This window comes from Geopsychrobacter electrodiphilus DSM 16401, from assembly GCF_000384395.1.
GTDB lineage: Bacteria > Desulfobacterota > Desulfuromonadia > Desulfuromonadales > Geopsychrobacteraceae > Geopsychrobacter > Geopsychrobacter electrodiphilus.
Genome location: NZ_ARWE01000001.1, coordinates 805,296 through 823,874 on the forward strand (window position 1 = coordinate 805,296; position 18,579 = coordinate 823,874).

An 18,579-nucleotide genomic window follows, 5' to 3' on the forward strand; every position below is an offset into this window, starting at 1 on the left:
ACCTGACAGCCGACGGGAGACAAGAGGGGCATTTTGTCTTAAAGCCCTCCTGGTTAAAGCTTCGCCGCAATGAAAACCACGGTGTTTGTAGCACAAATCTATTGAAATAAAAAACGCGGTCAGCATTTAATTAAACTGGTTCTGTCTGCACCAGTGATTTCCCCGTCAAGAGTTCACTGGTTAATAATGCTAAAGCGTTTTTGTACCCACCTGTATTTTGTGGAGAGTCGTGTTGCCAGTCCTTGCAAAAGGCAAGGCAAGGTTATGGCGCTTACATGACAACCCGACTCAGCATCTACTGATTGAACTTTGCCAGGGGAGGATCTATGCATATTGTTGCGGTCTACGGTTGGCAGGATGATGTGGACATCGTTGCCAGAATCATTGCCGATACCCTTGGCATCCTGATTTTCGAGGCGCGTCAGAAGATCGCCGGGGGCGGACCGATTGTTCTTGCCAGTTTTGCTGATCCCCATCAGGCTGAGCGGGTGTCGACTCGATTATCTGAACAGGGCATTCCCGTTGTGGTTGTCGATCCACCGGTCTTGCGCAAGGAATCTATCCCGCTTCGGGTGCGTCGCTTTGTCCTGGGGGGACAGGCGCTGGAGCTTGAATTCTTTACAGGGGTTTCATATTCCCTCGATTATGACCGGATCGATCTCCTGTTGCTTGGCACCTGCAGTTCTGGACAGATGCAAAGCACCGAGACCGTGACTGAACGCAAATTCAGCCTCGGCAAGACCATCCTTGCTGGTGGTTTGCCGATGATGAAAAAGGTGAAGCACGAAACGACCACGACCAGCGAAGAACGCGATGAGACTCTTTGGCTGTATGCAGGTGAAAAATCACCGCTGGTCTTTGATCGGGCTGCGCTGAAATATGATGGCCTTGGCGACGCGATGCAGCTGTCTAAAAATCTTAATTTTACCTATCTCAAGAATGAGTTACGCCGCCTTTGTCCGCGGGCCGTTTACGATGATCGGTTACTTAAACGGGCAGGGTTGGTACGCCTGCTCGGTCCTTCCCTACGTCCAGACGTCGACATTGATCTGGCTTTTGAAATTTTGGCTCGAAGTTTGAAATAGCGCCGGAGCCCTCGGGATCGAAATGAAGGGTTGGGCATGTTTGGCCCAAACTGTTCATTCTTCTGCCGTTGCAGTTGTTGCGTTTGTTCTTCAGCAACGGTCAAATGCAACATCCATGATGGTATGGTTTTCCTCTTGCCCCCCGCAGCACATATTCCCGCGTAAAAAACCGGTAATAACAGCTTTGTGTGCTTTCTTTAAGTATTCATCAATAACAATGTCCCGCTGAATTAATGATGGTGGAAGGTACTGGCGTTGCACATGCAACGATACATCCCCTTTCCTGGATCATCAAACTTTTCGATATCGTTTGTAAGTATATAGTTTTTATACATTATTTAATTTAAAATTTTACTCATGTTTTTGGCACAATCCGTGGATAGTAATAATAGCAAGAAACAGGGAAGAAAGAGGACGTTCCTGAAACGCAGGGGAAATACCAGTTCTCACTACCGAAGAGGAGGATGTCATGAGGAACTTACTAACATCAAACAGTGGTCACATTCTGGTTAAAGAAAACATCGCTGACCATGTCGAGTCGAATCTGCTAGCCAATGCATGGCTCGTTATTCTGGCCGGCTGCCTCCTCGTTACCTTCTTTTGCACGGTAGTGCTAATTGCCTGGCCGATCGTTGCTCACATGATCGCTGGCTGAGATTGTACGTATATAATTTTTAATGTATGACATCGCAATGTCTCGACCGACAGGCCGGGGCGTTGCGGTTCCTGTCTGTAGATTTTATCAACTCTCCTTGTGTTTTATAATCCCGTCAGAATAAAGTTTAGTGTTGTGCTGAAGGTCTCCTGATCAGCGTATCGTTGTGTGTTGAAGCGAGGTCGACAGCTGGGTCAGATTCTCGAGAGTCAGGGTTGGTTCGAACTCCCATGGATCGAAAATGGCTGTCGGATTGCGTTTGATCCAGGCACTGCGCAGCCCTGCCGAGAGGGCCCCGATGACATCGAAGGGGTTGCCGGAGATCAGCCAGGCTTCGGCCCCTGTGCAACTGGCACGGCGCAGAAAATTTGCGTAGACGCCTGGATTTGGTTTGAAACTGCTGATCTCGCTGGTGCTGATCACATCAATAAAAAAATCACGGATACCGGCCTGTTCGAGCAGGTGCTGGACATCATCAGTGCGGCCGTTGGAAAAGGCGTAGAGTCTGAATCCGGCCAGCTGGCAGGCCTTGAGTCCTGAGAGTACGTCAGCAAAGGCCGGGAGGCTGCGGTAGCTGGCGAGCAGTTCGTCGCGTTCACTTCTTGAGAGTGATAACTGCATTGTTGAACAGACGTAATCGAGAGCCTGTCGAGTGCAAACAGCAAAATCCTGATAATTCTGCATCAGCCCGCGTCGAAACGAATATTCAAGCTGCTTGCTGCGCCACATCTCGCTGGCGGCGTAGGCTTGTCCCCCGATTTTCTGCTGCAAAGCAGTAATGACTCCCGCAGTATCTATCAGGGTGCCGTAAACATCAAAAGCCAAGGTTATCATTTTGCTCTCCTTTTTGGGTTCACAACAGTTTCCGTCGAGACGTTTTTGGACCTTTGACCCTACAAGGCAAAACAGACACATGTTCAGATATCTCTCGAGCGCAAGAAGCTGTCGAGAGCCTCGGCGACCCGTCGCCCTTCACGCATGGCGAGAATCACGGTTTTTGGCTCGTGGACCACGTCGCCGGCGGCAAATACCCCGGCCCGGGTCGTCATGCCGTAAAATGGTGCGTTTTCGGTGATGACGTAGCCGCGTTCGTTGGTCTTGATGCCGGTGGTGGTCGAAACGATTCGGGCAAAGGGTTTCTGTCCGACCGCAATGATCAGCTTGTCGCAGGCGATCCGCTCCTCGCTGCCTGGCAGTGGCCGGATGATGCTTTCGCGGCCGCAGAGCTGACGGGTGAATTTTTGCAGGGTGACCCCGGTCAGTTTGTCTTCGCCGTGGATCTGCGTGACGCTGGTCTCGAAGGTGAAGCTGACCCCTTCGTGCAGGGCCTCGTCGTACTCCTTGTCGCTGGCGCGGCGCTCCTTCTCCGGGACAATATCCACCGCCCTGACGCTGGCCGCACCCAGGCGCAGCGCGGTACGGGCGGCATCGACCGCGACGTTGCCGGCTCCGACCACCAGCACCCGATCGCCCGGCAGCACCGGGTAGGGACGATTGGCGAGGCTGCCGTCCTGGATCAGGCTGACGGTGCCGAGAAAATAGATCGCCTGCATGGCGCCGGGGAGGGATTCGCCGTCAACCTCGAGCTTGCGCGACAGGCCGGTGCCGGTGCCGATGAAGATCGCCCGGTAGTCCATGGCGAAGAGTTGATCGATGGTCAGATCCTCACCGATCACTACGCCGGTTTCCAAGCGCACGCCGAGGTTGCGCACCACCTCAATCTGTTTTTCGACCACCTCGTTGGGCAGGCGGTATTCGGGGATGCCGTAACGCAACACGCCACCTGCCTTGGCCTGGGCCTCGAAGATTGTGACCCGGTAGTTTTGCTTGGCAAGGATCGCCGCCACCGATAGCCCGGCCGGACCGGAACCAATGATCGCGATCTTGTCACGCATCTGGTTAAGGGTCAGTTCCATCTCCTTTTCGGCAAGAAAGCGTTCGAGCTTGCTGATCTGGATTCCCTCTCCCTTGCGGTTCAGGACACAGGCACCCTCGCACTGGTCGTTATGCGGGCAGACCCGGGCACAGATGATCGCCAGGTTGCTGTTGGCGTTGATTATTGCGATGGCAGCTTGATAGTCCCTCGCTTCGATGGCGGTGATGATCTCGGGGATGCGATTTTCAATCGGGCAACCGCCGACGCATAGCGGCTTTTTGCACTTCAGGCAGCGCGCCGCTTCGGCGAGGGCTTCTTCTTCGGTAAAGCCCTTTTCCAGTTCGTCAAAATTGAGCATCTTTTAAACAACTCCACATGAGAAATAACGATTGGCGCAACATACACCAAACCGTCGTCGGCAGGCAAAGCCTTGGCAGTCCGCAAGCGGTGCGTTTGATTGATGGAAAATGCCGTATCCTGATGCTCAGTTTCCCCCGCTAGGGCTGTTCCAAAGCCCTTACTCACAATGATAAAAGGGGTGTTATCTGGTGGTCTCTGGTCCAGCGTTCGCTCGTTTTATTTCTGTGCGCCGTCAGCCGATGTCGTTTATGTTGATGGGGTTCGGTTCGATGTGGGGTGGCAAAAATCCCGCCAGCCGGGATGGCTATCCTCCAGGTCGATGACTTCGCTTCGGTTCGCAAAGGAGTAGCTTGTCAAACCGCGTGATATCTCCTGTTGCAGGTTGGTCAGGCAACTGGCGATCAGCCGCGTGTCAAAACCCCTGTCGCCGAGGTTGATAACCATATTCATCACCAGGATGCGACTGACCAAAAGTCCCAGTTCAACCAGCTTACGTTGAGACATGGCGGGATCCAATTCGAAGTCGAGGTCCTTTTTGAGCCGCGGACTGGAGCGCTCGGTTAAATCCAAGCCACTTAGATACCCAAACAGATTCTTCTCCTTCGCCATTTTCATCTGCTTGAGAAGCGACTCGCTGATTTGGGCGTAGAGGATATCGTTGGAACCCTCAAAAATTTGGAAAGGACGGCTGTCGACCAGGGCGCGGCCGGCAAAATGATCGAGCTTGTAACCTTTGGCCCCCACCAGTTGCAACAACGACTGGGCCGCCTCCTGCATCAGATCTGTCACACAGGTCTTAATGGCGTTGGCCTCCAGCCCTTGTCCAGCCAGATTATTTTCGAGCCCCGCGCGTTCGCTTGAACTGACGCACATCGCCGCACAAATTGTGACCGCAGATTGAATCTTTGCCAGGCGCGCCTGGACCTGATCATAGCCGAGCAGGTTTCTGTCCCCCACCTTCCGTTGCCGGCAATGCGCCGTCGCCTCATCGAGGATGCGCGTCAGGAATCCCATCGCCATTCCAGGGAACTGCATACGGCTGCGATGTAACAAATCGAGCATCATCTTTATCCCAGTCGTCTGCGCGACGAGTCGGTGGGATTCAGGGATCAGGACATCGATCTGGTTGCGGCCATAGGGGATCATATACAGTCCGAGATTTTTGAATTTTTCTTCGACCACAATTCGCTGGCCGGCGGCGTTGGCATCACAGATGAAAAAATCGATGTCTCTCCCCAGGCCTTTATCTGGACTGCTGTGACGAGCCGTGAGCAGCCAGTAGTCAGCCCAACCGGTTAACCCTGCCCAATGTTTGGTCCCCGTGATGTGACAATTTTCCCCCTGCTTGGTCCAGCATGTCTGCATATGCAGCGCGTCGCTGCCGTAGTCGGGTTCGGTGATCATCAAACCACCCATTTTTTGCTTCTGCATAAAATCTTTGAAGACCGCTCTTTGGGTGGAGACTTGACCATACTTGGTTAACGGCTGGATAAAGAGGGCCCAGTTGATGCCAAAGATTAGGGAGAGCGAGAGAGATTCATAAGAGGCGGCTTCGAGAAGTGCAATCCCCTCATCCAGCTTGCCACCACGGCCACCATGCTCGACGGGAATAAAGGCTGAGAGCGGGACTGTGGCCATAATCTCGCGTAATACATAGGGTGGCAGGCCACGCGTACTACTGAGTTGCTCCATATCTTCACGCATCCGGAATACATTTTTTAAACTGTCTTTGAACGTCCCCAGAAAATCTGAAAATGGTGCGCGGCTGCCAGCCGGCTCCGGCGTGGAGAGAACTTCAGGTTGATCTATCGGTTTCATCAGACATGCTCCCTGGACAGAGGTGAAGGGTGATGGTCGTCATTAGATTGTAGCCTTGTTCCCTCCGGCTGCAACAGTGGGTTGGGTCGAGAGTATGTCACCTATGCCTTGAAATGGCAGGGGCAAGGGTCGAATCAGCCGATAGTCGGAGCCTGCAGATTATTAATGCAAAAGGGCAGTTGGAAAGTCAGATTCGTGCTAGTATCAATCTTACAGTGAAGCCAAAAAGAGGTCAGGATGAGTTTGATGGCGCGTTTGAAAAATCGGTTTCTGGCTCGACTGACCACCCGTTTCCCTGCGCTGGCGCAGCGCTTTATTGCTGCCTACCAACCACAGGAGACTGAGGGGGCGATCCCCTGGGTTCAACCGGCAGTTTCTTTAAGGCAGGCAAAGTTGGCGTTGGTGACAACGTCCGGAATTCATCACCGCAATCAGTTACCGTTTGATATGGGCGATGTCGATGGCGACCCGAGCTATCGGGTTCTTAACGGGGAGGAGTTATTTTATGACTTCCAGATCACACACGACTATTACGATCATACGGACGCTGAAAAAGACCCGAACATTATTTTCCCCCTCGATCGCCTGCGCGAACTCGTCAGTGAAGGGGTGCTCGGCCGTCTTGCACAGACCCATTATGCCTTCATGGGACATATCGACGGTCGACATATCGCTACGCTACTCGACAAGACCGCGCGTGAAGTCGCTGAAAGGCTCAAGGCGGACGAGGTCGATCTGGTATTATTGACTCCGGCTTGAGGGATCTGTAATCAATCCGTGGGATTGATCCAGAGAGCAATTGAACGGGTCGGAATCGCGACCATCGGCATTTCGATCGTCAGGGACTACTCGGAGAAGGTCAAACCGCCGCGCACCGTTTTTTTACGCTGGCCCTTTGGTCATCCGTTGGGGGAACCGGGGAATGTCCCACAACAGCGTGCCGTCGTGCTCGAGTCCTTGCGTGCGCTCTACCAGATCAAAGTACCGGGAACGATACTGGATCTGCCGTTTCGCTGGCGGCGTGAAACCTACGCTGATTACCAGTCGCCAATCGAAGTGGATCTTCAATAAGTTGCAGAGTCCTTAAATATTTAGGGTCATGACTAGTTTAGAGGTTGATTCCGCAAAATACGAAGGATCAAACGACTCAGATCCCGACCTCTATGATTGAACCTAAACTCACATTCTTTGAGATGCAAGTTGAAGGTGTTTGATGACATGCCACGGAAACGAACGAGTCGTGTTTTTGCATGGCCCCAAAACCTTTCAATACCGTTGATGTGGTTACGACCTTTGGCAAACTCATCCTTGCCGTGGTCAACACGAAGGTGTTTACCATAACCAACATCGACCAAACCATTATAGCCGCGCCAGCCGTCAGAGTAGATGATACTTTCAAGCTCTACTTTGCCGCGAATAACCGCTTGTAGCGTGGCTTTGGAACAATCTGGGACGATCTCGGTGTAGACATGACCGTTCCGTTGAAAGATACCAAAGACGATCGTTTTTCCATAGGCGCCACGGCCTCTTTTGCCCTTAACGCGACGTGCACCAAAGAACGATTCGTCAACTTCGACTTCTCCTGAATAAGGAGACTGAGCGTTGCAATATTCAGCCAGGCGCTGCCTGATTTTTGTTAGATAACGATTGACTGTGTTGCGATTCAATCCAGCCAATTTCGCGATCTGGGAAGCTTCCAGACCTGCCGCAAATAGGCGAACAAGTTGCTGAAATTTACGCTCAGAAATGTGCGCCCTTTTTGCGTACTTATTTTTCATAGTCATGACAGTAGCTTAGCATGCCTCAGGTGCACCTAAACTAGTCATGACCCAATATTTAAGCAACACAAAAGAGCCTCTTTTCTGAATTCAGCTGAAAAGAGGCTCTTGTATGTGGACGCTGAAAAAGGGCTTGAGTTGTCTCCTAGTCCTGGACCGCGGCGCGATCGAGCCAGATTTCAAAGCGTTCGCGTGAGACCCGCGACAGGATGCGGTGGAAGGTTTTAAAATCATACAGGTAGAGACAGTGACGGATCAGGGTGTATGGGCTGAAACTGTTCTCCGCATCTTCGGACAAAAATTCCGTCCGGTAGTCTCTGACCGTCTTCATATTCTGGACTAAACTGCGATGCAGATCGGCCTTGGGGAAGTCAGGGGCCAGTTTTAAAATGTCCTGCACAAAGCCGTCGACCTTGAAATCCTCGAATTCGAAATCGCGGAAGAAGTGTCGCGCGATGCGCAAAAAGTTAAAGGCATTGATTCGTTTATCATTGGTGACCTCTTCCGTTGCAGTCTCCTCTTCGCTCGGTAGGTCGCCGATTGGCGCTACGGTCGCTTGCTGCATCAGTTCGGTGGTCGCGTTGCGGATCTCCTTGAATTCGCGGTCGGCTAACTCGAACAGGGCCGACAGCACGTTGATTCTGCGGCGCAGGTCGTTGGGGATCGATTTTTTGTATTTGATTTTATGGTCCAGCACACTCCAGGCATCCTGAATCAGGGAACGGATCTGCACCTCAAACGTCAGCTTGGCGTAGGGCAGATATTTGGGCAGGACCGCCAGCTCATCGCTCAGGGCCAGATCCATGTGCAGCCCCTTGTACCCGAAGGAGTCTTCGGTGCTCTCGACGGCGGTGATCTTGTCAGTGACGTCGATAATCTTAAAGTGGCGCTGCAATGCCTGGGAAACCATCTCAATCTGATCCTCGTACAGACAGACAATGCGGATGCCGATCAAGTCGGAGATATAGTCCTTGATCTGGTAGGGTTGCTCATCAGATTCGAGTTTGCTCTGGTATTTGCGATGGAATTTTTTGATGCATTCATCTTTCTCCTTGACCCGCCCTTCAATCTTGGTCACTTCACCGATGTCCGATTGTTTGAACAGCGAGGCGATAATACTGACGGTGGCGTTCTTCGCCATCTCGAAGAGCGTCCGGTGCTTGTCGTAATACTCACGGAATTTACGTCGTTCCAGCTCGAAATTAAGAGAAGCCACGGGCAGGTCCTTACATTGTAGAGTGAAAATCAACACGTAAAGTATAACATCCCTTCCAATCGAGATGCCGTGTAAATTATATAATGAGTGTTCTTGACACGAGGTTTTTCCGGCCTCAGCCCGGGAACAGGGCGCCGGTGCAGAGACAGGGGATTTCGGATCGGGTACAGTAAGCACGATGACTAAAACTCTATTGAGGAAAATAACCAGTGAATGAGATACAAACCGACCCCGGCTACCAGGGCTTCGAGCAGGGCCCTATTCGACCACCGAGCGAATCCGAGAGCCTGTTGCTGCGGCTGACGCGTAATTGTTCCTGGAATCGCTGCAACTTCTGTTCTGTCTACAAGCGGGCCCAGTTCTCGCTTCGACCGCAGGAACACGTCCTGGCGGATATAGATGCCGTCCATCTGCAACTGCAAAGAGTGCGGCAGCTTTCTGATGGCTCTGGCGAGCCCGATTATCGCGAAATTTCCAAGCTGGCGGATGGCCTTTCTGACAGCGATCAACGGGCTCTGATGGCAGCCAGCAGCTGGTTTTCTGGCGGGATGCGCTCGATTTTCCTGCAGGACGGTAACAGTCTGGTGCTCAAACCAGAGAAACTTGTGACGATCCTCGAGCATATCCGGCTGCGCTTCCCCTCTGTCGAGCGGATCACCTCTTATGCGCGTTCGCAAACCATCGACAAGATCAGCGCGCCCGATCTGGAACGGATCGCCGCTGCGGGTCTCAACCGGATCCATATCGGCCTGGAATCCGGGGCGAATCGGGTGCTGCTTCTGATGAAAAAAGGCTGCGACCAGGCCCAGCACATCCGCGCCGGGCTGAAGGTTAAACAGGCCGGGATGGAACTTTCGGAATATGTGATGCCGGGACTCGGCGGGCGGGAACTGTCGCATGAGCACGCGCTGGAAACGGCCGAAGCCTTAAACCAGATCAATCCCGATTTTATCCGCCTGCGCAGTCTGGCGATCCCCAATCATACGGAACTGTTCAACCAGTGGCAGTCTGGAGAATTCGTCAAACTGGGGGATCGCGAGGTGGCCCAGGAGATTCTGCTGTTTATCGAAACCCTCAACGGAATCAGCAGCACCCTGAAGAGTGACCACATTCTCAACCTGTTCCAGGAGATCGAGGGGACCTTTCCACAGGACAAACCTGCCATGCTCGGCGTGATTCAACGGTTTCAAAAATTGCCTGCGGCAGAACAGGTGATCTATCAGGTTGGCCGTCGGATGGGACTGTTTGTCCGATTGGACGATCTGGAACGGCCTGATTGTCGGGCGCGTGCCGTTGACGCTTGCCAGCGGTTCAATATCACACCGGAGAATGTTGATCTGGTGATTGAAGAGCTGATGAAGAGATTTATCTGACTGACCTGATCCGTGGTGGTTTTCTCCCTTATCTCATGGTGACAAATTCTTCGGCGCCGGTGGGATGAATTGCCACGACGCTGTCAAAGTCTGCCTTGGTCGCACCCATCTTGATCGCAACCGCAAAACCCTGGATCATCTCGTCCACTCCGTAGCCGATCCCATGCAAACCGACGATTTTTTCTTCTGGACCAGCGCAGACCAGCTTCATTTTGCACGGCTGTCGATGCTGGGTCACTGCGGTGTACATCGCGGTAAAGCCTGAGGTGTAGACCCTGATCTGCCCTTCACCATACTGTGTGATGGCCTCAGGTTCGGTCAGGCCGATGGTGCCGATCGGTGGATGGCTGAAGACCACGGTCGGCACCAGGCTGTAGTCCATTTTAGCCTGCGGCATTTCTGGATTAAACAGGCGTTCGGCCAGCAGGCGTCCCGCCTTGACGGCAACCGGGGTCAGTTCAATCCCGCCAGCGACCACATCTCCGACGGCATAGATGTTAGCGGTTAGGGTATTTTGAAAAGCGTCAACCTTGATATAGCCGGATGCGGTTCTGGTCACCCCGGCGGCATCGATGTTCATCTCATCGGTCGCTGGATGGCGGCCAACGGCCCAGATGAGTTGGTCGACATGATGACGTTCACCATTTTTGAGGTGCAGGGTCAGACTGCCGTCCTTCTCTTTGCTGACCTTGTCCGGTAATGCCTGGGTGTGCAGGCAGGGCCCATTGTCGGCCATCACCTCGATCAGGGTGTCGACCAGCAGTGGCTCGAAGTTGCGCAGTGGCGCGTGCCTGCGCACAAACAGGTGGGTCTCGGTGCCCAGACTGTTGAGCATGCCTGCCAACTCGACCGCAATATACCCCGCGCCAACGACGGCGACCCGTTTGGGTTGTTCAGTCAGGGCAAAAAAGCCGTTTGAATCGATGCCGAACTCGGCTCCCGGAATGTTCGGGAGCGTCGGGCGACCGCCCACCGTGATCAGGATATGCGCAGCGGTATAGTGTTCACCGTCGACCTCAACGGTTTTTCGGTCAACAAACCGGGCGAATCCTTTGATCAGGATGACTCCGTTACTGTTCAGAGAGTTGTGGTAGCTCTGGTGGATGCGTTCGATGTAGGCGTTGCGGTTTTTAACCAGTTTTGACCAGCTGAAATTCTTAATCTCCAGATCAAAGCCGTAATCCGGCGCATATTGTTTGATTGTTTCCGCCACCTGGGCGCCATACCACATGACCTTCTTGGGGACACAACCGAGGTTGACGCAGGTTCCACCCAACAGGTGGGCCTCGATAATGGCAACCTTGGCACCACGCATTGCCGCCCGATTGGCCGAGGCGATGCCGCCACTGCCGCCGCCGATCACAATATAGTCAAAATGCCGGACCATTTTCGCTCCTTGGATAAAGTTGTCAGAAGGTGTAAGCATAGCATTGTTAAAAGAACTCTGGATTGAATGAATGGCAGATGCTTAGGTGATGGCATAAAAGCCCTGCCGGTCTGATGACTTGTCAGCTATACTGCATGTAAACTGAACTTGTCAGGAAATTTTCTGGTGTCCTCTCCGGTCTGTCCGTTTCTCTGGTGGTACGTGAGAGACGGTTATAGCAAAGTCAGGCAGTAGCGTGCCCAGGGGGTCCGCCGGGTTTCTTCAATTGAGATCCGTCTGGATCACATGCTGATATGCAAAACAGGATAAGTTATTCTATCTTGCATAAGCACATGGTTTCCCGGTCTTCAATCTTTCGCTATAGGGGTGGAAAAAGATTCGATATTTCAGTAGAAAAGGGATTCGTCCCGGCAAACGCGAGGTTGGTATTCAACTTGCTCTAGCAAAAGATCGGCTCTACAACCGCCACGGCCTTTGCCGATTGTTCATGACAAAAGGGGATTCCGATGAAAAGTCACGACATTTCACATATTGCTCCGCAACGCAAGGCCGCCGCTGAGGGGAATTTTTACCCTGGAACCAGCAACCCCATAGGGCCGGGGATGAATCCGCGTATTCAGCGACTACGCAAACTGAGCGTCGAGACCACACCGAGCCTGTCGATTGAGCGAGCGCTGCATGAGACCGCTTTTTACCAGGAGAACTATGGGAAGTATTCGATCCCGGTGCTGCGGGCACTGAACTTCCTCGACCACTGTCGAAAGAAGACCATCTATCTTGGTGATGATGAGCTGATTGTTGGCGAACGTGGGCCACGGCCCAAGGTCGTGCCGACCTTCCCTGAGCTGACCTGTCATAGCGTCGAGGATTTTCAGGTGCTGAATACCCGCGAGCAGCAGCGCTATACGATCAGCGCCGAGGATATTGACACCTATGCGCGCGAGGTGATCCCCTACTGGCAGGGGAAGACGATCCGCGAGCGAATTTTCGGCCATGTCCCACCGGAGTGGCAGGTCGCCTACGAGGCCGGACTGTTTACCGAATTTATGGAGCAGCGCGCGCCGGGGCACACCGCGCTTGACGGACAGATCTATCAGCAGGGGATGCTCGATTGCAAGGCCCGGATCGCGGCTGAAATTGCCGGCCTCGATTATCTGACCGACCCGGCGGCGACCGATAAATTCGAAGAGCTGAAGGCCATGGATATCAGCTGCGACGCGGTGATCCTTTTTGCCGAACGTCATGCCTGTCTGGCCGAAGAGCTGGCCGAAAAAGAAAGCGATCCGCAGCGTGTTATGGAATTACAGCAGATCGCCAGGGTCTGTCGCCGGGTGCCGGCCCACGCGCCTGAGACCTTCCATGAGGCGATCCAGATGTACTGGTTCGTACATCTCGGCACCATTACCGAGCTGAATGGCTGGGATGCGATGAACCCCGGTCATTTCGACCAGCATCTGGCCCCCTTCTATGCGCGCGAAATCGCCGCCGGCAGCCTGACGCGGGAGCAGGCCAAGGAGCTGCTCTGCTGCTTCTGGATCAAGGTCAACAACCATCCGGCGCCGCCCAAGGTCGGTATTACCGCGCGGGAGAGCGGCACCTACAACGACTTCACCAATCTCAATATCGGCGGCATCACCGGCGAAGGGAAGGACGGCGTCAGCGAAGTCTCCTACCTCATGCTCGAGATCGTTGAAGAGCTGCACATTCTGCAACCGGGCAATGCGGTGCACATCAGCAGCAAGACCCCAGAGCGATTTTTGCAGGCGGCCTGTAAGGTCATCCGTCAGGGGCACGGTTATCCGTCCATCTTCAACCCCGATGTCTATACCATCGAGCTGATGCGCCAGGGCAAATCGCTGCGCGACGCTCGCGAAGGGGGCTGCAGCGGATGCATCGAGGTTGGGGCCTTTGGCAAGGAAGCTTTCGTGCTGACCGGCTATCTCAACGTTCCGAAAATTCTTGAAATCACCCTGAATAACGGGATCGATCCGCTCTCCGGCAAACGGGTCGGTATCGAGACCGGTGATCCGGGCACCTTCAAAGGCTATGCACAACTGTACGCGGCCTTTGTCCGTCAATTGAATTATGTGGTGGAGACCAAAATCCGGGTCAGCAACTACATCGACCGCATGTTCGCCAAGTACGCTCCGGCGCCGTTTTTATCGGTGGTGATTGCGGACTGCATCAGCAAGGGGCGGGACTACTATGATGCCGGTCCGCGCTACAACACCAACTATATTCAGTGCACCGGACTCGGAACGGTTACCGACAGCCTCGCGGCACTGAAGACGCACGTCTTTGAACAACAGAGTTTTTCCATGGAACGCGTCCTTTCTGCTATGGCGAAGAACTTTGAAGGTGAGGAGTTCCTGCGCCAGACCCTGGTCAACAAGACCCCTTTCTTCGGTAATGATGATGATTGTGCCGACGATATTGCCCTGCAGGTCTACGCCGATCTGCTGGCGGCCATCGACGGCAAGCCGAACGTCAAGGGGGAGAACTTTCACCTCAACATGCTCTCGACCACTTGTCATATCTACTTCGGCAAGATGATGGGCGCTACGCCCAACGGGCGCTTTGCCGGCAAGTCGATCAGCGACGGCACCTCGCCCTCCCACGGTGCCGATACCCACGGACCTTCGGCGGTGGTCCGCTCCCTGACCAAGCTCGACCATACGCTGTCGGGCGGCACCCTGCTGAATCAGCGCTTTATGCCGAGCCTGCTGAAGCGTGACGAGGATATTAAAAAACTCGCTCAACTGGTGCGCAGCTACTTCACCCTGGGTGGTCACCATATCCAGTTCAACATCGTTGACACCGCGACCCTGAAGGCCGCACAGGAAACCCCGGAAGACTATAAGGATCTATTGGTGCGTATGGCGGGCTATAGCGATTACTTCAATGATATGAATGCCGACCTGCAGCAGGAAGTGATCGAGCGCACCGAGAATGAGGCCTTTTAGCGGTGCCACAGAGTCTCCTCTTTGATATCAAGCGCTACTCGATCAACGAGGGCCCAGGCATCCGTTTGACGATTTTCTTTAAGGGCTGTCCTTTGGGTTGCCGCTGGTGTCACAACCCTGAAAGTATTTCGTCGACACCGCAGAAGATGTACACGGCCGCAAAATGTATCGGCTGCCGCGCCTGCATCGAGGTCTGTACGCAGCAGGCTTGTCGCATGACGGCAGACGGGATAGTTACGGACCTTCTGTACTGTGACGCCTGCGGTTGTTGTGCGGAGGTCTGCCCGTCACGGGCGTCTGAACTGTCCGGTCGCCGCTATACACAAGCTGAACTGATGGGGATTATCGAGAAGGAGATCCCTTTTTTTGATCAGTCGGGAGGGGGGGTGACCTTCTCCGGGGGTGAGCCGCTCGCCCATCTGCAACCCCTCCTGGGGTTGCTGCAAGGCTGTGGTGACCGCGGTCTGCATCGCTGTATTGATACTTCGGGTTTCGCCCCCTGGGAAAGTCTCGAACAGGTTACCAGGCAGGCCGAACTGTTTCTGTTTGATCTGAAATTGCTCGACGCCGCGCGTCACAAAGAGTGGACCGGGGTGGACAATCGGCTGATTCTCGAAAATCTGCAGCGTCTGGCTGCAACCGGAGCCGACATCCGGATCCGCGTTCCCCTGATCAGTGGAATCAACACCGATTCGGAAAATATTGAGGCGCTCGGAACCCTGGTCGCCGGCCTGCCCGGTGGCGCCCGGCCGCTCGATCTGCTCCCTTATCACGGCATTGCAGCGCACAAATATGCAAAATTAAACCAGAGCTATAATGAAACCGGTTTGCTAGCCCCAGAGGAGGGGGATATTGATGCCATTCGTCAACAGCTACAGAAGTTTGGTCTTCTGGTCAGTGTCGGTGGCTGATGCCTGAACCTTTGACCAACGGGAGAATATTCCGCTTCTGGCTGCCGTTGCTCGGCACCTGGATGCTGATGGCCATCGACGGGCCGCTCCTGACCGCCTTGATCGCGCGGATGGTCGACGCCAAGCTGAATCTGGCGGCCTACGGGGTCGCCTTCTCTTTTGCGCTGGTCGCCGAAGCGCCGATCATCATGCTGATGAGCGCTTCAACTTCGCTCGCCTCAAATCCTCTGGCTTATCGACGTCTGCGACGTTTTACCGCGGTGCTGACGTCGCTGATTACTCTCGGGTTCCTGGTTTTTCTGATCCCGCCGGTTTATACGCTGGTGATGGAGAGGTTGGTCGGTTTGTCACCGGCGATTGCTAACCACACCCACTGGGCGTTATTGGCGCTGCTGCCCTGGCCGGCCGCAATCGGGTGGCGTCGGTTTTATCAAGGGATTCTGATTCGCAGCGGACAAACGCCGCTGGTCGCTTTTTCGACGGTCTTCCGCCTGGCCGGCATGGCAGGTTGCGGTTTCTGGCTTTTTTCTCGCGCCGACGTGCCGGGTGCTCTCCTTGGCGGTATGGCCCTGAGTTGCGGGGTGCTGGCCGAATTTGTCGCCAGCCGCTTCCTCGCGCGACGTGCCATCGCGGGCGTTCTGGCTTCTCCACAAGCCGGTGAGGTGCTCTCATATCCAGCTCTCTGGCGCTATTACCTGCCGCTGGCGCTGACCCCTTTTATCACCCTGGGTGTGCAACCGCTGGTGATTTTTTTTCTGGGCAAGGGCCGGATGCCCCTCGAATCGCTGGCGGTGATGCCGGTGCTGGCTGCGCTGACCTTTATTTTTCGCGCCATCGGGTTGTCGTTTCAGGAGGTGGCGATCGCACTCCTTGGCCGGGATCTGCGCGGCTATCTGCCGATGCGTAATTTTGCCTGGGGTCTGGCCCTCTTCGCCAGCGGCGCCCTAATGTGTATCGCCCTGACTCCGCTGGCACCACTCTGGCTGCACCAGGTTTCGGGGCTTAATCCCGAGCTGGTCAGGTTTTCCCGCCTGCCGCTGATCCTGATGGCGCTGCTGCCAGCCGGTTCGGTGCTCAGTTCATTTCAGCGTGGGGTCCTGATGGAGGGGCGGGTCACGCGCCCGATCTCGACCGCGACCATCGTGGAAGCAACGGTAATTTTTGGTATTTTGACTCTGCTCTTGCTCTATAGCAGTTGGTCGGGAGCACTTTGTGCTGCCATGGCTTATGTTGTTGGCCGCCTGATGGCGATCCTCTGGATGGTTTACCCCTGTCGTCTGGTGCTGGCGCGCGAAGCGGTTGGCAGGAGTTGCTAGTGATTCAAAAAACACAGATTAAAAATAATACCGGGACAGTTTACATCCTGGGTGCGGCCTTGCTCTGGGGAACTACGGGCACCGCACAATCCTTCGCCCCGGTCGGCTTCGATACGACGGTGATCGGTTTTTTGCGGCTTGCCATCGGAGGACTGGCCTTGATAGCGTTGGCGGCCTGGCGCAAGGAACTCGGCAAATTTGGCGACTGGCAATTTTGGCCAACGGTGTTGGCGGCTCTTTTTATGGCCAGTTATCAGGTCTGTTTTTTTAGCGCGGTCAGCAAGACCGGCGTCGCCGTGGGAACCATAGTCGGAATCGGCAGCGCCCCCATTGCCGGGGGACTGCTCGGGTTTCTCTTTCGAGGTGAGCGTCCCGGCAAGCGTTGGCAGGTATCGACCCTGCTGGCGTTGGTCGGTTGCAGTCTGTTGAGTCTGGGAGGCTCTTCCTTAAAGGTTGATCCCCTCGGGATTCTCCTGGCGTTCGGCGCCGGTTTCTCTTATGCCGGATATGCCCTGATGATCAAGGGACTGCTCGAAAAGCAGGCTCCCACAGCGGTCATGGCGGTGGTGGTGTGTTTGGGTGCATTGTTGCTTTCTCCGCTATTGATCGGCAGGGATCTTCACTGGCTGGTCCAGACTCGCTCTATTCTTGTCGTGCTGCATCTGGGGTTGGCAACCATGGCGCTCTCTTACTGGCTGTTCGCGCGCGGTCTGCAACGGGCGACGGTCGCTGCAACGGTAACCCTGTCCCTGGCCGAACCGATGACCGCCGCGACCCTCGGCATCTTGCTGCTTGGTGAGCAATTAACGCCGCAAGCCTTCGGCGGGATTGCGCTGATCTTCGCCGGGTTGATGCTGCTGGTCCTTCCGCTTAATCTGTTGATGCGCCGGGCAGTCAGGAGCAGCAGATGACGCGTCAAGGTAAAGCCTACGTCTATGGGCTGACCACGGTGCTCATCTGGTCGACCATCGCCTCGGCCTTCAAGATCTCGCTGCGCTACCTCGAACCAATCCAGCTGCTGCTCTACGCCGGTTCGGTATCGACATTGCTGCTGGCAGTCATTCTGCTGGTGCAGGGGAAGTTTCGGCTGATCTTTCACTGCACTCGTCAACAGTATGCCATGTCGTTGCTGCTCGGGATTCTTAATCCGTTTCTTTATTACCTCATTCTGCTGCAGGCCTACTCGCTCCTCCCCGCCCAGCAGGCCCAACCCTTGAACTATACCTGGGCGATCACCCTCGCGCTTTTGTCAGTACCGCTTCTGGGGCAGAAACTGCGGCTGGTGGAATTGGGCGCCCTGCTGCTCAGTTACGCCGGAGTCGTGGTGATCGCCACCGAAGGCCACCCCTTCAGCCTGAATTTCAGCGATGGTACCGGTGTCGTTCTGGCCCTGTCGAGCACAGTTATCTGGGCGCTCTACTGGATCTATAACACCCGGGATACACGTGATCCGGTGGTGGCATTGCTGGTCAACTTTCTGTGCAGTTTCCCTTTTGTGCTTGGTTACTGTCTGATTTTTTCTGAACTGGTCTGGCCGCCTCTGCCGGGGCTGCTCGGCGCAGTCTATATCGGATTTTTTGAAATGGGGGCCTGTTATGTCATGTGGCTCTTGGCCTTGCGTTATGCAGAAAACGCTGCCCGTATCAGCAGCTTGATCTTTCTTGCGCCCTTTTTGTCCCTCTTTTTTATCCATTTTCTGGTCGGTGAAGAGATTCTGCCTTCGACCTTTGTCGGGTTGGTGCTGATTGTCGCGGGGTTGTTATGGCAAAGAGTGTTGGGCTCGAAGATTGCGGATTGAACGTTGGCGGTTTTTGGTATAATTCAATAAAAAAAGGTACGGT

17 protein-coding genes are annotated in these 18,579 nt (G+C 54.5%); 10 read left to right on the forward strand and 7 right to left on the reverse strand.

What is annotated here, in order from left to right; all coding sequences use genetic code 11:
• Positions 1–326: 326 nt before the first annotated feature.
• Positions 327–1,085, forward strand: coding sequence for a hypothetical protein (locus D888_RS0103765; RefSeq protein ID WP_020675198.1), 759 nt, complete (start codon positions 327–329; stop codon positions 1,083–1,085).
• A 90-nt stretch (positions 1,086–1,175) separates the two neighbouring features.
• On the opposite strand, the gene D888_RS23915 is transcribed toward D888_RS0103765, so the two are convergent.
• Positions 1,176–1,352 (reverse strand): hypothetical protein, encoded by a 177-nt coding sequence (locus D888_RS23915; RefSeq protein ID WP_156826939.1) that lies wholly within the window; start codon positions 1,350–1,352, stop codon positions 1,176–1,178.
• A 202-nt stretch (positions 1,353–1,554) separates the two neighbouring features.
• Here D888_RS23915 and D888_RS0103770 point away from each other — a divergent pair, with 202 nt between their 5' ends.
• Positions 1,555–1,740, forward strand: a complete 186-nt coding sequence (locus D888_RS0103770; protein WP_020675199.1) for a hypothetical protein — start codon at positions 1,555–1,557, stop codon at positions 1,738–1,740.
• Between the two features lie 153 nt (positions 1,741–1,893).
• Here the strand turns inward: D888_RS0103770 and D888_RS0103775 are convergent, their stop codons facing one another.
• The 3 genes from D888_RS0103775 to D888_RS0103785 form a co-directional block, all read right to left on the reverse strand.
• A complete protein-coding gene (locus D888_RS0103775; protein ID WP_020675200.1) occupies positions 1,894–2,574 on the reverse strand; it encodes a haloacid dehalogenase type II in 681 nt (226 codons plus the stop codon).
• A gap of 83 nt (positions 2,575–2,657) precedes the next feature.
• The gene (locus D888_RS0103780; protein WP_020675201.1) at positions 2,658–3,974 is read right to left on the reverse strand and encodes an FAD-dependent oxidoreductase; all 1,317 of its coding nucleotides are present in this window, start codon (positions 3,972–3,974) and stop codon (positions 2,658–2,660) included.
• A gap of 248 nt (positions 3,975–4,222) precedes the next feature.
• Positions 4,223–5,794 carry an acyl-CoA dehydrogenase family protein gene (locus tag D888_RS0103785; RefSeq protein ID WP_020675202.1) on the reverse strand — a complete coding sequence of 524 codons (1,572 nt, stop codon included), beginning with the start codon at positions 5,792–5,794 and terminating at the stop codon, positions 4,223–4,225.
• 246 nt (positions 5,795–6,040) lie between these two features.
• On the opposite strand from D888_RS0103785, the gene D888_RS0103790 reads away from it, so the two are divergent.
• On the forward strand, positions 6,041–6,553 hold the full coding sequence (locus tag D888_RS0103790; RefSeq protein WP_033423381.1) for a glycine/sarcosine/betaine reductase selenoprotein B family protein: 513 nt from the start codon (positions 6,041–6,043) through the stop codon (positions 6,551–6,553).
• 18 nt (positions 6,554–6,571) lie between these two features.
• The gene (locus D888_RS0103795; RefSeq protein ID WP_020675204.1) at positions 6,572–6,865 is read left to right on the forward strand and encodes a hypothetical protein; all 294 of its coding nucleotides are present in this window, start codon (positions 6,572–6,574) and stop codon (positions 6,863–6,865) included.
• 32 nt (positions 6,866–6,897) lie between these two features.
• On the opposite strand, the gene D888_RS0103800 is transcribed toward D888_RS0103795, so the two are convergent.
• A complete protein-coding gene (locus D888_RS0103800; protein WP_026362199.1) occupies positions 6,898–7,578 on the reverse strand; it encodes an IS1595 family transposase in 681 nt (226 codons plus the stop codon).
• 139 nt (positions 7,579–7,717) lie between these two features.
• Entirely contained in the window at positions 7,718–8,788 is a 1,071-nt protein-coding gene (locus D888_RS0103805) for a GTP pyrophosphokinase (RefSeq protein ID WP_020675206.1), read from the reverse strand.
• A gap of 209 nt (positions 8,789–8,997) precedes the next feature.
• Between D888_RS0103805 and D888_RS0103810 the strand changes: the two genes are divergently transcribed.
• Complete coding sequence (locus tag D888_RS0103810) at positions 8,998–10,161, forward strand: radical SAM protein (RefSeq protein WP_020675207.1); 1,164 nt, start codon at positions 8,998–9,000, stop codon at positions 10,159–10,161.
• Positions 10,162–10,189: 28 nt separating this feature from the next.
• Here the strand turns inward: D888_RS0103810 and gorA are convergent, their stop codons facing one another.
• On the reverse strand, positions 10,190–11,548 hold the full coding sequence (gorA, locus tag D888_RS0103815) for a glutathione-disulfide reductase (RefSeq protein ID WP_020675208.1): 1,359 nt from the start codon (positions 11,546–11,548) through the stop codon (positions 10,190–10,192).
• 602 nt (positions 11,549–12,150) lie between these two features.
• Between gorA and hypD the strand changes: the two genes are divergently transcribed.
• The 5 genes from hypD to D888_RS0103840 are packed head-to-tail and all read left to right on the forward strand — an operon-like array spanning position 12,151 to position 18,536.
• A complete protein-coding gene (hypD, locus tag D888_RS0103820) occupies positions 12,151–14,511 on the forward strand; it encodes a trans-4-hydroxy-L-proline dehydratase (RefSeq protein ID WP_026362200.1) in 2,361 nt (786 codons plus the stop codon).
• 2 nt (positions 14,512–14,513) lie between these two features.
• Positions 14,514–15,422 (forward strand): glycyl-radical enzyme activating protein, encoded by a 909-nt coding sequence (locus tag D888_RS0103825; protein WP_020675210.1) that lies wholly within the window; start codon positions 14,514–14,516, stop codon positions 15,420–15,422.
• On the forward strand, positions 15,422–16,738 hold the full coding sequence (locus D888_RS0103830; RefSeq protein ID WP_020675211.1) for a hypothetical protein: 1,317 nt from the start codon (positions 15,422–15,424) through the stop codon (positions 16,736–16,738). The genes D888_RS0103825 and D888_RS0103830 overlap by 1 nt, the downstream gene beginning before the upstream one ends.
• A complete protein-coding gene (locus D888_RS0103835; RefSeq protein ID WP_020675212.1) occupies positions 16,738–17,649 on the forward strand; it encodes a DMT family transporter in 912 nt (303 codons plus the stop codon). The genes D888_RS0103830 and D888_RS0103835 overlap by 1 nt, the downstream gene beginning before the upstream one ends.
• The gene (locus D888_RS0103840; RefSeq protein WP_020675213.1) at positions 17,646–18,536 is read left to right on the forward strand and encodes a DMT family transporter; all 891 of its coding nucleotides are present in this window, start codon (positions 17,646–17,648) and stop codon (positions 18,534–18,536) included. The genes D888_RS0103835 and D888_RS0103840 overlap by 4 nt, the downstream gene beginning before the upstream one ends.
• Positions 18,537–18,579: the final 43 nt, after the last annotated feature.